The 15,067-nt window shown below is 67.4% G+C and carries 5 protein-coding genes; all 5 read right to left on the reverse strand.

What is annotated here, in order from left to right:
• Positions 1 to 195 precede the first annotated feature (195 nt).
• Complete coding sequence (locus tag ELS24_RS31065; RefSeq protein WP_205737023.1) at positions 196 to 7,728, reverse strand: filamentous haemagglutinin family protein; 7,533 nt, start codon at positions 7,726 to 7,728, stop codon at positions 196 to 198.
• Positions 7,698 to 12,578, reverse strand: coding sequence for a filamentous hemagglutinin N-terminal domain-containing protein (locus tag ELS24_RS31070; protein WP_205736965.1), 4,881 nt, complete (start codon positions 12,576 to 12,578; stop codon positions 7,698 to 7,700). The genes ELS24_RS31065 and ELS24_RS31070 overlap by 31 nt, the downstream gene beginning before the upstream one ends.
• Before the next feature lie 143 nt (positions 12,579 to 12,721).
• Complete coding sequence (locus ELS24_RS12205; protein WP_127184270.1) at positions 12,722 to 13,702, reverse strand: FecR family protein; 981 nt, start codon at positions 13,700 to 13,702, stop codon at positions 12,722 to 12,724.
• A gap of 106 nt (positions 13,703 to 13,808) precedes the next feature.
• Positions 13,809 to 14,324, reverse strand: a complete 516-nt coding sequence (locus ELS24_RS12210; RefSeq protein ID WP_050450442.1) for an RNA polymerase sigma factor — start codon at positions 14,322 to 14,324, stop codon at positions 13,809 to 13,811.
• A complete protein-coding gene (locus ELS24_RS12215) occupies positions 14,321 to 14,974 on the reverse strand; it encodes an STN domain-containing protein (protein ID WP_127184271.1) in 654 nt (217 codons plus the stop codon). Before ELS24_RS12215 ends, ELS24_RS12210 begins: the two co-directional genes overlap by 4 nt.
• Positions 14,975 to 15,067 lie beyond the last annotated feature (93 nt).

Genomic DNA, 15,067 nt, shown 5'->3' on the forward strand with positions numbered 1-15,067 from the left:
CACGGGTGGCTGCGGAGTTGGCAGCAACGGCGCTTGTGCGTTGGGAAAGCGGCAGCGACTATTCCAGCCGTCGCCCGGCACGGCTCAGGTGGCCGTGCCGGACCAAATGGTCCTTTCGCAAAGCAGGGAAGGCTAGCTCGCGACGCTCAGCCCTTCCGTTTGCGGGTCTTGCCCGTCAATGTCATGGCGCGCCAACTACAGTCCAAACGCGGTCCTCTCCTCAGGGCTCAACTTTTCGAGTTGCGCCGACGTAAGTGCTCCGTTGCCGACGACCTGCACCATATTGTTCGGTCGATATGCCGAGGCGTTATCGGATCGGCTGTCACGCTGGAGCGGCGGTGCGGCGCCAGATAGCGGCTCCTCTCCAAAGCCCAGGATCTGCACGTTGATGATGGAGGGTTGGCCTTGACGCGCGCGGTCCTGGTTGCGTTGCACGGATTCCTGGGCGGCGTTGACCGCCGAGGTTGCCGCCGTGCTGGCTGACGTAAGTGCGCCGGTGTTGACGGTAGCGGCGAGCGGGATGCCGACGCTGTCTCCTTGCGTCTTGATGTTGGCGGCGTTCAGCACGGATTGCGCGGCAATGTTGACGTTGCCCGACACGCGGATGCCCGCTTCCCCCGCATCAATGGTGCCCAACGGTGCGTACAGATCCACGTCGCCGGCGGGCACTTCCGCCAACGGCGCCAGGGTGGCAATGCCGGCGCCGCTGGACGGCGCGGCGGAAGACAGCGTGATGTTGCCTACGCTGTCGTATAGCCGGCGGGGCGGGGTGTAGACCACCGTGGTCTTGGAACCGCGTCCCGCGTTGATGTCGCCTTGCGCGGACCAGGCCAGGATGTCACCGCCGAAAGTCGTCATGACTCGGCTTTGTCCCAGCAGAATGCTGTCCTGCGCATACAGCTGGATGTCGCCGCTACCTTGGGTCAGCACGCCCGCGGTGGCGGGCGGCGCCGCGCCTTCCACGCCGTAGACCTGCGCACCGCCGGGCGTCAGAACCTGGACGTTGCCGCCGCTGCGGGTTTGCAGGCCGGCGCCCCCGTACAGGGTGATGCTGCCTTCGTAGCGTTGCGTCTGCCCCGTCGTGCTCAGGGACGGGAACAGCGCGGCAATGGCTTGCCGGCCGCGCAAATAGCTGCCTTCGCGCGGGCTGCTCCGGTCGTTGAATTCGCGGCCGCCGGCACGGAGTTCGGCGAAGTAGACCTGACGCGCGAACACGCGCTGCTGCGCTGGCGGCAGCGCATCGAAAAAGGCGCGGGCGTCATCCATGCTGCCGGCAAATCCATAGGCCTGCGTCAGCCAAAGCAGCAGTTCGGCTTCATAGGTCTTGAACGGCTTGCCTTGGTCGGTCAGCGGCAGGCCGGGATCGGCGACGCCCCCATCGAGGTAGTGACGTAGCAAGCCGGCGTAGTCGCCGCCCTGCGCACCGAGCCCCGCTTGCAGCACGATGCTGGCGCCTGGACGGGTATCGCCGGTCACGACAGGGCCCAGGCTGACGACCGCCGCCTTGTCTTCCATCAGGATGTTGCGGCCCGCGCTGATTTCCAGCGTGCCAGGGCCGGCCACGGTGAAGCTGCCGTAAAGGATGTCGCGGCCGGCTTGCACCACGGACACGTCGTTCGCATCGCCATGCACGAAAAGATTGTCGGTGTATTGATACGGGATCGGACCGGATAGCGAATCGGTTGCCCCCAGCGGGCTGCCGCTGCCGACGATGTCCCGGCCGGCGATCATGCGCACTGGGCCGCCCGCGGCGTACCAGTCGGTGCCGGTCAGGACATTGCCGATGTTCGCCAGCCGGATATGCCGGCCGCTACTGACGCCGACAAGGTCGCCGTCCCTGGCATAAAAGCGCGAGGGCGCCATGACGTCCGACGTGGCGGCCGTCAACGACCCGAAGGCGAACAGTACGTTGTCCCGATAGGCGCCGTCGGGCGATAGGGTGGTGGGGCCCCAGATGATGCTGCTGCTTTGGGCGGCCTTTACCTTTCCGGCAAAGGCCGGCCGGTCGATGGATGCCAACGCGCCGGGATCGGCGCTGGTGCGTCCAAAGGGGGCGTCGCCACCATAAATGGATTGACCGGCCAGCAGGTCCAGGCGGGACAGGGCGCCGGGCGCGAGGGCGACCGGATTGTCGTACCGGATATCTCCATGAGCGGCGACTGCTGAGAACTGCGAGGGGTAGATGACGATGCCATCGTTGTCGATGCCGGCCCTGAATGCCGGCGCCACGTCGCCGCCCGCGCTGAACAGATCGATGGCGGTATTGGGCGTCCATAGCGAAAACCAACTGTCGGATCCGTAAACGCCCAGCGTGCCATCGGCCTGTGTGTACGGCATGGACACGGGCAGGAGGACGCGGCCGGGGTCCCTGGCGGTCTGGATGACGAGGGCGCCCAAGCTTTGCACCTGGAAAGCGCTGTCTCCCGGCGTCAGCGTCAATGCCCCCGCGGGCTCGTAGGTGCTGGCCTGGAAGCGGTCCAGCGCGCGCGTGTCGCGTGCCGCCCGAAGGTTGTAGATCGGGTCCATCCGGCCCATCGAGGCGGCTTGCAGCAGCGTCTGGCCGCGCAGGTTGGTGACCGCGCCCGGGGCTTCATAGAAGCTGGGCAGCGCAGGGTTCAAGCTGCCGCCGACCCGCAGGATGAGGTCGCCGCCACCGGTCAGCGCCAATGTGCCGTCGGCCATCACGCGGCCCGTGCTGGCCACGGCCAGCGTCAAGGCCTGGCTGCGCGGGTTGATCTGGCGTTCCTGGTAACTGATGGGGTGCGAAGTGATGATGCCGGCGTCGCCGCGCACGTCGATGTCCAGGTTGCCGCCGCCCAGTGTGCCGAAGCCGGTGAAGCCGCGCAATTCATCGGCTTGGTCTGGCGCGCTGGAGGTATAGGTGCCGAAGTTCAGCCACCATGCGGTGGGCTGTGCCTGGCCTATCGCCGCGTCGCCGCTGCCCTGGCGCCACAGCCAGTTTCCGACCAGGTCGGAGGAGTAGCCGGTCGAGCGGGTCAATGGCCGCCCGTACGAAGCCACGGATGCCGTCATCAGATCGCCGGTCAGGCTGACGCCGGCACGCAGCGTCACGTTGCCACCGCCATCCGGATACCAGGCGCGGTAGACGCTTTGCGGACCGCCGTCCACAAAGGCTTCAAAGCCCTTGCTCGGGTCGCGCAGCACCGTGTCGTCGGAATTGATCAGGCGCGGCTGGTTGTAGGGGTCGCCCGCGTAGGTGCCCGTGGATGACGTGCCCGCGGTGTAGACGCCATACAGCGACTGCATGCGCAAGCTGCCGCCCGCCAGCAGATCCAGGTCGCCGGTGCCGGTACGCAACACGCTGAAGCGCGGGGTGGCGGGCGCGGGGATGTAGTTGTTCGCGCCGCTTGAGGCGCAGTACTCGGGGAGGTCGGCGCACAGGGCGCCGGCACTCGGATAGCCGAACATGTCGCGGGTGAAATCGTCCTCGATGACCTGCCCCACCAACTCCGGCATGCCGAGGTCGTCGGCGACCAACTGCGTCCAGACGAAGTTGCCGGGGCCATCAAAGCCATACATGCCGTAGTGGCTGTCGGCCAGCACCAGGTCCCCACGCTGAAGCCCGACCTTCGTGGCGTACTGCGTGATGCGTGTATCGGCCGCGCCCAGATCAGCGCCGCCCGCAAGCCGCATAGACCACGATTGCGAACCTTCAGGCAGCATGGGCGCCACGGCCCACACCTGGCCCTGGGCGCCGTCGACGCGCGGGCGCAGATCCACGTATTCCACCCCGGGTTCCAGCATCACGTTCGTGCCCGACGGGATCAGCGCGCCGCGCGGCAGGGTGACCGCGGCGGCCAGGTTCGCGTTGGCGGGCAGGGGAATGCCGGCAGGCCAGGTGACGGCGCCAAGGAAGGCGCTACTTGATAAGCGCGTGCCTGCCGCCAGGGCCATGCCGGGGGGCAGTGTCAACGCTTGGTGCAGCACGGTGCCGGCTGCGTGCGCCACCGTGCCGTCCGGGTTGAAGATGGGCGCCGATAGCACCGTGCCCGCGGGAAGTATCAACTCCCGGGCCAAGGGGGCAGTAACGGGCAATACGGAATTTTCGGCAAGCATGCCGCCTTGCAGCATCAAGTCGTAATTCAGTATGGCGCCGACCGGGAACGCAGTACCGGCGGCCAGCACCACGCCGGCATGGGGCGTGATCATGTCGCCGCCAGTGAAGTCCCGGCCCGGCAGCAGGCGCCAGCCGTTCAAGTCCTGCTTGACCTCAGGAGGCGGGGCGAAGCCGTCGTTGATGCTGCCGTGGATCTGCAAGTCGCCGCCTGCGCGGATGACCAGATTGCCCACTTCCCCCGAGCCGTAGACGCCCGGTCGCAGCGGCGTATGCGGGTTCAGGCTGGCATAGCGGAAGCCGGACAGGTCCAGATCGCCTTGCACCACCAGGTTGCCGTCCGCGGTGGCGCTGCGGATCTCGACGCCGGGGCGCAGGTGCAGGGCGTCGCCATAGGCGAGCAGGCCGGCCAGCTTGCCGTTGACCAGGTTGCTGTTGGACCGAGCCCGGTCAATGAAGTCGACGCTGTCGTCGTGCAGGCGATTCAGGTAGGCCTGGTCGATGACCTGGTAGGGCTTGCCGTCCGCCGTGGTTTCGGTCCCGGGTGTTGCGTCCGTATAGACCCAGACCCCGTTGACCGCGATGCTGCGCGCGCCGCGGATGTCCAGCGGCCCGCGCGCATCGATGTTGATGTCGCCGCCGGTCGCGCCGCCCAGACGCGGCGCATTCAGCGCCAGCGTGCCTCGCGGCAGGCCGTCGTTGCGGGGCGCGCCCGTGCCGGCGCGCAAATCGATGACCGCGCCTGCGTCCATTCGCAACAGGCCATTGCCCGAATTCAGTTCCACGATGGCGCGGTTGGGTGCGTCAATGATCTTGCCGTAGCTGTCCACGCGCAGTGTTGTGCTGTGCGCATCCAGTGCGGCGGTGGACGCCAGGCGCAGGCCATCGCGCGCCGCCAGCCGGATGCTGCCGGCACCGTCGCCACTGGCGTCAATGCGGCCGGTCACGGTCAGGCTGCCGGCATCGACCGAGATATTCACATTTCGGGCACGTACCTCGTCGCCGATGGCAAGGTTGCCGCGCTTGAGCTGAAGGCTGCGCCCGCCGAAGACCTGGCCCTCGTTCAGGCGTTGGTTCAGCGCCGCGAAGTCCACTTGCTGCGCTCGGATATCCACTTCGCCAAAGGCGTAGGGGACCAGGGTGCCGCCCGCGTCATACCTGCCCGAAGCCATGCCCAGAATGCGGCCTTGCAGGTCCACGCGGCCAGCGTCGTCGGCCAGCGCCACGGCGGTCAGGCGCCCGGCGCGGTTGTATTGGGCGGAGACATCGATGATGCTGCCCGCCGCTTGCGTGATGTCGCCTTGCCGGCTGTGGAGGCTGACGTCGCCTCCCCAGCTGTATTTTGTGATGTCGTCGAATGGCACGGGCCGGCCAGCTACGTCCAGATGCGCGCCGGGCCCCAGGATCAAGGCGTTGTCCGCGATTGCGCTCAGCTTGCCCGTGGGCAGGGTGATGCGGCCGTTGATGTTCAGCGCGCCGGCGTCCAGCGCCAGTTCCGCGCCCATCCCGAGCCCCTGGGGAACGGATGCCACTGCCAGCGGACTGCTGAAGTTGATCGCGGTGCCGGCCTTGATTCGGTTGATGGAACCGGATTCACCCGTCAGAAGGGGAGCCTCCATGTTCAATGTGCCACCGCTGTAGCCCCAACCGGAGGCGGTATCGAAAGCGCCCCGGGACTGGTACACGGCCAGGCTGCCTTGATGATTGGCGGTGATGCGGTCGCTGGCGCTCAGGTTGACGTTGGCAAAACCCAAGGCCAGACGGGCATTGTCCAGTTCGCCCAGCGGCTGAGTGTAGGGGCCATAGCCGAATTCGATGCGCTCGGCCTGGATATTCAGCGTGCCGCTGCCGGTGCCCGCCCCGTTATCGATTACGCCGACGGGCGGCGTGACCGATCCGTTCCAGATCAGGTTGCCCGCGCGCAGCGTGGCCACGTCGCCCGCTTGGCCATAGCCGTAGATGGCCGGGGCCGTCAGCGCCAGCGTTTGCAGGCGCGACTTGCCGGTGGCGGGATCGGTCGTGTCCAGCGTGACGGTTTCGAAGAAGTTGAACGAGTCGCTGACGGCCAGGTTCAGCATCTCAAGCGCCGGCGCGCCAAAGCGCTGGTCGCCCGCCATCAGGCGATTCAGCAGCGTCTGGTCCAGGCTAAGCCCTGCGCCAAGCGCGCCGCGCGCGGCTGCCGCCGCCAGGGCCTGTTCGCTGCCGGCGTTGATGGCGCCTACCGCCAGCGTCAGGTAGCGCGCGCCGTAGCTGGCGGCGCTGCCCAGGTCGAAGGTCTTGTTGGTGACGGCGGCCAGCGTGCCCTCGGTGTACAGCAGGGATTCACCGGCGCAGGTAACACCGCACACGCCGATGCGGATAGGGCCGGCGCCTTTGGGTTCCTGGTCCGCGGTGGGCGGAAGCATGTTGATCCAACCGTTGGACAGGGCCAGGAAACTGCTGGCGGATGCCCCATAGGTGTAGCCGGCAGTGGAATCAAAAGGCGCCTTGCCGCGACCGATGGTGTTGATGGATGCCCCCCGTTCAACGGTGATGCCGGTGGTCAGACCGCTGGTCACCAGGAAGACTTCGGCCGCTGAGAGCGACGCGCCCTCGCGCAGCGCCACGGATAAGAAGTGCGTGCGGGCGTAGCCGAAGTCGACGGTGTTGCTGTTGTTGGTGTAGTCCACATAGGGGACGGCGCCCAGCACCAGGCGGGGCGCGCCAAGCGCGCTGAGCTGGCCGGAATCCAGGGATAAGCCCTCGAAGCCTGCGCTGCGCCCCGCGCCCGGGGCGGTGACCTCTAGATGCCCCGCCTTGGTATCGCTGGACGAGACGGCGAACGTGCCGCCGTAGCCGGCTGTGGCGGCGGAAAAGTCGACCTGGCCCGCGAACGAAAAGGCCTGGCCCTGGGCGCCGCCCGCCAGATAAGCCCGCAATGTGCGCGCGTCGGCGGGCAGCATGGCGCGCGGAACGCCGCGGCGCACGCCGTCGGCCTGCACGAAGGCTGCGTAGTCCATCTCGTTGTATTGCGAGTACTGGCGCAGGACGTCGCCGGACGTGATCAACAACTGCTTGGGCGCCGCCGTGGCGAGGTTTGTGCCGGCCGTGCCGACGTTGCCCGCAATGGACCAGGAGCCGTTGCGCAGCGGTATCGCGCCTGAAGCGGGCACGCCCGCCGCCAGGCCGTTGACTTCCACGCGGAACGCGCCCGGCATCAGGGCATAGGTGGATGGCATCAGCGTATAGGTGCCGGCGGGCAGGCCGGGCACGCCGCTCCCCACCGTGACTTGCTGACCGATCTGCGGCGAATGCTGGCGCCCGTCGGGCGTGGTGGGGGCCACGGGCGCCTGCATGCCGGGCACCAGCGCGTAGACCGGGTTGCTTGCCAGGCCCGGCAGGGTGAAGCCAGCACCCTTGGCATTGATCTGCACCAGCGGGTTGAATCGGGCGTCGGTGGAACCTCCCCGGCCCGTCACGAAAGCGGCCCCCAGCAATTGACCACCGCCGGACAGGTCGAGCATAGCGTTGCTGCCTACCCGAACCTCTTCGCCCGCCAGCTGGATACCGCTGCTTAATTCGCCGCCGATCGTGGCGGCGCCTGCGCCGGTCAACACGATGTTCTGCCCGGCGTATTGATAGGTCACGCCGTCGACGGTGCCGCCGTAGGGCATGACCAGCCCCGGCCACTGACGGACGTGACGCTGCCTGGCAGCAGATTGACGCGGGAGGTGGTGCCGGTGGTATCCGCGACCCCCACTTCCAGCATTCCGAGCGGCGCGCGCACCACGCCGCCCTGGTCGATGATGTCGGCGGCTAAGCGCAGCTTGCCGAACGCGCTGTACGGAAGCGGGGGAAGGGCGTCGCTATTGCGGCGGATGGTAAGCGTGCGGTCCGCTTCGTAGCCGATGACGCCGTCGCGCGTGCCGTTCGGGCCGGCCACGATCCGCGTCACCGCTCCCGTGTCCGGATAGATCTGCGCGGCGGTCAGGCTGAGATTGCCCGGGGCAGCAAGCTGCGTGGTGTAGGGCTGGTTCGCCAGCGCGACCTGCGTGCCCCGGCCGCCCAGCACACGGATGTCGCCCTGGCTGCGCAGGTCGGTCTGGGTGAAGCCCGTGCCGACGTAGCTGACATCGCCGTTCGGCGCCCGCTGCGTGGTCAGCGCGCCCAGCACGACCATGTCGCGGATATCGATGAATCCGGCATCCGCGATGAAGGCGGATTCGCTGACGCGAGTGGAGGGCGGGCGCGAGGATGTCGGGCGGGTGTATAAGTCGGGCGCGCCGTTGTCGGTGGCCCCCGCCAGCATCACATAGGGGGCGGCCAACCGCACCTGGGCCGTGGAGGGGGCGGCTTCCGTCATGTTGAGCGACGTGCTGAACAGGCGCAGGCTTTGACCCATGCGCAGGTCGACGTCGCCCGCAAAGCTGATGGCGCCGTTGCTCAGCAGGTTCAGGCTGCCGAACCCCCCGTCCCGCACTTGCGCCACACTGATGGCGCCGCGCCCATAGACCAGTTCGTCGGCCGCGGCCTCCGGGTCGGCAAAGTCGGCAAGCTCGTCGGGCAAGGCCTGTTGCGACAGGAGCAGGTCACGTCCTTGGTTCACTCGGGCTGCCATCGCCGCCGTGCGGTAGACCGGTGCATCCAGGCCGATTGACAGGGTGCCGCCGGCCGCGCCCGCGCCGCCTGCAAGGGCGGTCATGCGGCCATCCAGGTACAGGCCGTTGCCGGAACTGATGGTGATGCTGCCGCCAGCGCCAGCCAACCTCGTTGGCGCGCCGTTGACCAGCACCGTGGCGGCGCTGCCCGAGGCGTCCAGGCGGCTGCCGGGGCGCAAGACGATGAACAGGTCGGGCGACGGGGAGACGCCCAGCGACACGTCCACCTGGCCGCCCAGCACGATGCTGCCGCCGTCCTGCACGCGGCCATATGCCTGGCCGTCGTGGTTGAAGGCGGTGGCGGCGCGGCCCGCGACGTCCAGCACGGCGGTTTCGCCCAGCCAGATGGATCGGCCATGCCCGGCCGCGATGGCGTCATCCGCGGACCCGGGTCGTATCCCCCGGACCGCGATAGCGCCGCCCCACGCGTTGAATGTGCCGTTCAGCGTGATCTGCCCGATGCCGGCCAGATCGATCTTCTGCCCTGGGTCCACCTCGACGAGGGCGCCGTCGCCCACGCGCAGAACCGTGGTCGCCAAATCGGCGGCGGTCGACAACGAGGATCCCGCCTGCAGCGCCAGGCTGGCGCCCTTGCGTTGCGTCAGCAGGCTTTTGGCCGGATTTTCCTGGTAGAGCACGGGCATCCAGGTCTGCAGGGCTTGCGACTTGTCCTGGATGGCGCGCACGCCGGAGGCGTAGCGCTGGACCGGCATCGTGACCCGGACTTGCGCCCCGTCCGCGACCTCCAGGCCATGGAAGCCGATCACTTCGTATTGCGAGAACCCCATGTCGAAGGCGTTGTCGGCCAGGACGGAGACTCTGCTTCCCGCCGCGTCGGCGATCGCCGCGGCCACCTGACCTGCCGCTACGATGCGCACCTTGTCCGCCTGCAAAGACAGCTTGCCGCCGCCGTCCACGCCCTGTGCCGCAATCGTCCCTTCGTGGCTGAGCGCGGCATCAAAGCCCGCCGCCAGCGTGACGTCGCCTCCCTTGCCGCCGAGGGTCTTGCCATTGGCCAGTATGGCTGCGCCGCCAGACACGTCCAAGATGCTGCCCGGGGCCAGTGTTACGCCCTGGGTGCTGCGCAGCGATACGGTGCCGCCCTGGCGATAGGCCAGTGCGCCGGAAGCGGCGGGGTTGGCAAGCACATTGGTCCACAGGCCGCCGGCGTCCAGTACCGCGTTTGCCGAGACCGCCACGCCGGTGGGCCGGTCGGCGGGCGCGAGCACCGGCGTGTCTTCGTTGCGGCCGTTGGCGTTCCATTGCTTTATGATGTTGCCAGCCAGAATCCGGCCGCCCGCCGCGCTGATGCCGGCGTTGATGTCGACCTGGGGCGCATACAGAACCACGCTTGCACCCGTTGCCGTGTGCAAAGCCTGATCGACCGCGACCCCCTCGGTTCCGGCCAGCCGGATCGCGCCCAGATTGGCGGCGTTGAGCCAGGCCGCATCCAGCCGGATCTCGCCGTCGGCGGCGGCGCCCGCGCCTGCCGTCACATGCTTGGCGACCCCACCCAGCGTCCAGGCCAGCATGTTGGCGCTGGCATCGAAGATCGGCGTATAGCTCCCGACGGTCAACTGCGCGCGGCGCGCGACGGCCGTTTGCGATTGGTAGTAGCCGTCCATATCCCATTGCGGTGCGTCGACCTGGCGCGCTCCCTGGTAGACCTCGCCCGTCAAGGTGCCCGCCAACTGGGCGGCGCCAGTGGAGACGATTAGCTGCCCCGCATCGCGGCCCACGGTGTAGCCGCTTTCAAAGCGCGATTTCGGGGCGATCAAGGGGTTGTAGAAGGTGCGCGTGGCCTTGTCGCCCCAGCGTGCATGGATATCTTCATATCCCCGGTACAGACCGGTGTAGAGCAGGTCGCCGGGCGCGCGCGAGACTTCGTACAGGCGGCCATCGGCGCCGCGCAGCCAGCTTTGGCGGATGTTGCCGTCCTGCACGTCCAGCGTGCCGCCCGACAGGTTGATGTCGGAGCCGGCCCGGGTGATCAATTCCCCGCCCGTGACGGTCACGGTACCGCCTTGCGCCAGCCATTCGCCGGCCCCACGTTCACGGGTGGCCAGATACCCGCCCACTTCCAGCAGACCGCCGCTGGTGTACCAGCGGTCGCCGCTGTAGCCATTGGTGCCGCTGGCGACTTTCACCAGGGTGCGGCGGTCCACCCAGACATCGCTGTTGTTCAGCAGCTTGCTGTCGCGGTTGACGGGCGCGTCGCGCTGCTCGTTGCCCTGCACGTTGATTTGCAGGTTGTTCGATTCCATCGACACGCTGACGCCAATGGCGCCCGCCACGTCGAGTTCCGCGCCGTTCTCCAGCACGGCCTGCCTTTTGGCTGAAACGACGATCTGCCCGCCAGTGGCCAAGGTGGTCGAGCCGCCCTTGAAAGACGCCACGTCGCCCGTCACCACCTCGATGCGCGACAGATCCAAGCGGTCGGCGACCGTGCTCAGATTGTCGAATGCGCCGGTGGCCTTGTTGGTGGGCGAGCCGTCCACCGTCTTGATCGCGGCCTGGCGCTGGCTGTCCAGGCCGGTCAGGGCGGACGCCTCTACCAGCACGGCGGTGACGCTGCCCGCGCCCAGCGTCACGCTGCCTGCTGCATCGCTGGCCCGGTTCAGCAGATGGATGGCGCCGCGCGCAGTGATATCGGTGGTGGCGACCAGCACCCCGTCCTGGCGCACGGCATGGCCCGTCATCGTGATGTCGCCGACAGGCGCGCTGATCAGGCCGGTGTTGCGGACCTGGCCTGCCTTGCTGTCGGTTTTCAGCGTGGCGCTGATTTCGACGCCCGTGGTGGTGGACCTGGGATTGCCGTCGGTGCCGTAACCGCGGCGAATAACGAAATCGTCGCCCGCGGCCAGCACGGCCTGCCCGCGCGGGGTGGTGAGCGTGCCGGCGTTGTGGACTTCACTGCCCAGCAGCAGCACGTAGCCGCCGCCCTTGGTGGCGGTGGTGGGGGCGGCGGTATCGATGCGCGCGCCGGGCTGCACCAGCACGCTGCCCAGCGCGTCCTTGAAGGTGGGTTGCGTGCCGTCCGTGTCAACGAACAGGCCTTTTTCGCGGAACTGCGCGTCGGTGATGGTGGCGGCCGCGGCGACCAGGTTGCGGGCGTTGACCTGACTGGTGCCGCTGAAGATCACGCCGTTCTGGTTCACCACCAGCACGGTGCCGTCGGCTTTGATCGCGCCCTGGATCTGGCTGGGCCTGGCGTTGGCGCCGACAACGCGGTTCAGCACGGCATCGCTGGCGTCCTGCTTGAATTGCAGCGTGGTATTGCGGCCGACGTTGAAGGTGTCCCAGTTCAGGATCGCGCGGGACTTCGTCTGTTCGATCGTGACCGTATGCCTGCCGCCGCTTGATGACGAGGTTGCCGCCTTGGCGCCTTCCCATTTGGCTTGCGCGCCCTGGGCTTCCCATAGGCCGCCTTCGACCCGCCCGTCCGGCACGTCCACACCGCCTGCCGCGGCGGCGGCGCGGGCGGCTGCCTGCGCCGCTTGCTGGGCGGCCACGGCGGCGGCCGTGCGGTTCAGGTTTTCCAGTGATTTCCGCAGTTGCTGACGTGATTGGGCCTGCTGGCGCGCGCTGTTGCCGATGCCTGCAAAGCTGCCGTCCGGCATGCGCCCAGTGCGCTGCGCGGTCGACTGCACCGCGTTCTTCTCGGAAAACCAGCCGGGGCTGAACGCGCGCGTCTGGGCCTGCGCCACGCCGCTGGCGGTGCCCGCGATAGCGAAGGCCGCAAGGGCCTGGGACAGCGGGCTCAGGCGCCGGGCAGCCTCACCGCCAGGATGGCGCGAACCCTTGGGGGCGGGGACGTGTTGCGGGCGAGAGGAGGCAAAAGGCGTAGCGGACGTAGACGAGGACATGGCGTGATTCAAGGATGTCGATGAAGGGCGGCAGTGACATGGCCACCGTGCCCGCTTACTCATCTAGTCGAACGACGCCTTGGGGCTCGGCACAGAAATCCCCGTGAATTTTTTATGACAGGCGTCAGGCCCGCAGGGGGGTGTCAGCTTAAGAACACCACTTCGCCCATGCGACGAACCGACACGCCGTACAACTGCTGGATCTGCGCAATGGCCTGATCAAGGTTCTTCACCTCGTAGCGCGCGCTTAATCGATGCTTCGCGAGCGCGTCGTTCAACAGCACCACCCGCCCAGGACGATATCGGTTGATTTCGTCTATTGCCAGGTTCAGCGGTAAGTCGTGAAAACTGACGATGCCGGTACGCCAATCCGACACCGTCCGGGTGAAGACGGTTGGCGCATCCAGCGTATCGGCGTCGTAGCTGAGTTGCTGTCCCGCTGTCAGCAGCATCGTGGCTTTGGGATGCGTCAGCTCAATCTGGCCACTGTTGCAGCGCAAGTGAACACGGTCGTCATGCAGGCGGCGTACCTCGACGTCTCCGGTGAACAGGCGCATGCGCGCCGACCCGGCGAGCACCGCGCAGGGTTGACTTCGAGCGGCCCGGATCGCGGCTTCGCCAGACACCACTTCAATGCGCGGTTCGTCGCCCCGCGTCGATACGTTGATGCTGGTCTGCGTGTTCAGATCCAGTTCGAGGTGCTGGCCCGCTATTTCGATGCTGCGTTGTTCGCCCGTGACGGTGCGATAGTCGGCATTGGCTTGTGCCCAGGATGGCCACAGACCAAAAGGTGGCCGCAGCAGCGCAACCGCGGCCATGCTGGCGAAGGCGCCGGCCCCTCCCGCCAGGAACCATCTTCTGCCCAGCTTGACCGTGGCGGGGCGGGCCGGGTTGGGCGCTGGGTTGCATGCCCTGTAGGCGTGCGCGGCGTGGCCCAGTTCGTTCCAGGCGCGGGCGGCGTTTACCCAGGCGCGCTCGTGCGCCGCGCTTTGGGCGCGCCATGCCTTGAACGCGTCGCCGTCTCGCGTGGTGGGCGCATTGGTCGCCAGCATGCGCGCCCAGGCATGGGCCTCGCGCTCGATGGCGGGGTCGGGAACAGGGCCCGGGTTAAGGTTGGTATCCATAGGGTTGTTTCGCATGCGCGGCGCGATTTTTGCCGTGCTGATATCTAGACGTTTTCACGAAGCCGGAACGGAACCCCATCGGACTGAAATGAACACTTTCTTGCAATTATTTCTCCGTCCGAGCCATCGCCCGCACGCAATGCTCATGCGCGGTCTGTAGTTCACGCCCCACCAGCCGCACCGATATGCCCCAGCGCTTGGCAAGCTCGGGCCGAGACAGGCCTTCCACGCGCGCGGCAAGCAAGATATCGCGCTGACGGGGCGTCAGCGCGTCCAAGGCCTTGAACATCTGCGTCATGTCCGAGCGTGACTGCATCACCACGTCCGGCCCGGGGCTGGCATCCGCGACGTCGAAAAATTCACTCACCTCGCTTTCGCTGAGCAGGCGCACATCCTGCCGGATGCGGTCAATGGCCACGTGCACGGCGGTGTTGACCAGATAAGACTGCGGGTGGCGAATGGCGTCCAGGTCGTCGCGCACGGACAAGCGCATATAGGCATCGTGCAGCGCGTCACCCGCCAGGTCGGACGCGCCGCCCAACCGGCGAGCCACCTGATGCTTGATGGCGTCGTAGCGCTCGGCGATCAGGCGCCGAAGCGCGGCCAGACCGGCACCGCTCATGGCGCGCAACCGCCATAGCGGCGTGCAGCCTCGGGTGTGATCAGCAGGGTAGCGGGTAGGCCGAAGCCGGGCGGCGGGGCGCCGATGGGCAGGCCGGCGAGAGACTCGCGCAACGCTGCCTCCATCTCGGGTCGGCCGGTGGCGTGGACCAACACGTTCGACAGGGAATGTTGTTGATCCAGGTCTACGCGTAACGCGACACGGTATTGGCCCGTGCGCAAGGCCGGGCGGGAGCACAGGGCGGTCAGCACCCGGGTCTGCAGCAGCCCATAGTATTGCTGTCGGGCGGCTTGCGAAATTGGCGGCACAGGGGCGGGTGGGGTGCGCGTGCGAGGCTGCAGCAGCAGCGCTTTCGGGGCGGTATAGCGGGCTTGCAGCTCGGTACCAGCCAGCATGCTTGTCAGCGCCTCGTGGGGGGTATAGCGGCCGGACAGCGCCGCCGCCATTTTTCCTGCCGTCTGCCCACTGTCGTACAGCACGGAGTCTCCGGTTAACTGACTATATCGTTGCAAAGCATCATGTAGCGGCTGGCGTGGCCAGTCCAGGTCATAGGCCAAGACAGGATCGTGGACGGTCGAGAGCTCGGCGCCTGCCGACGCCGACGAGACGATGGCAGCCCCGGTGGCCAAAGTCGCTAGAATTTTCCGCATGAGCCTCAGGCCAATGTGCACGGCGGCGACGAGTAACCAGGGGGAAAAGCCTTGGCGAAACAGGGCATATCGCAAGAGAGTCAACGCAGGCCG

The organism is Achromobacter spanius (genome assembly GCF_003994415.1).
Taxonomy (GTDB): Bacteria; Pseudomonadota; Gammaproteobacteria; order Burkholderiales; family Burkholderiaceae_B; genus Achromobacter; species Achromobacter spanius_C.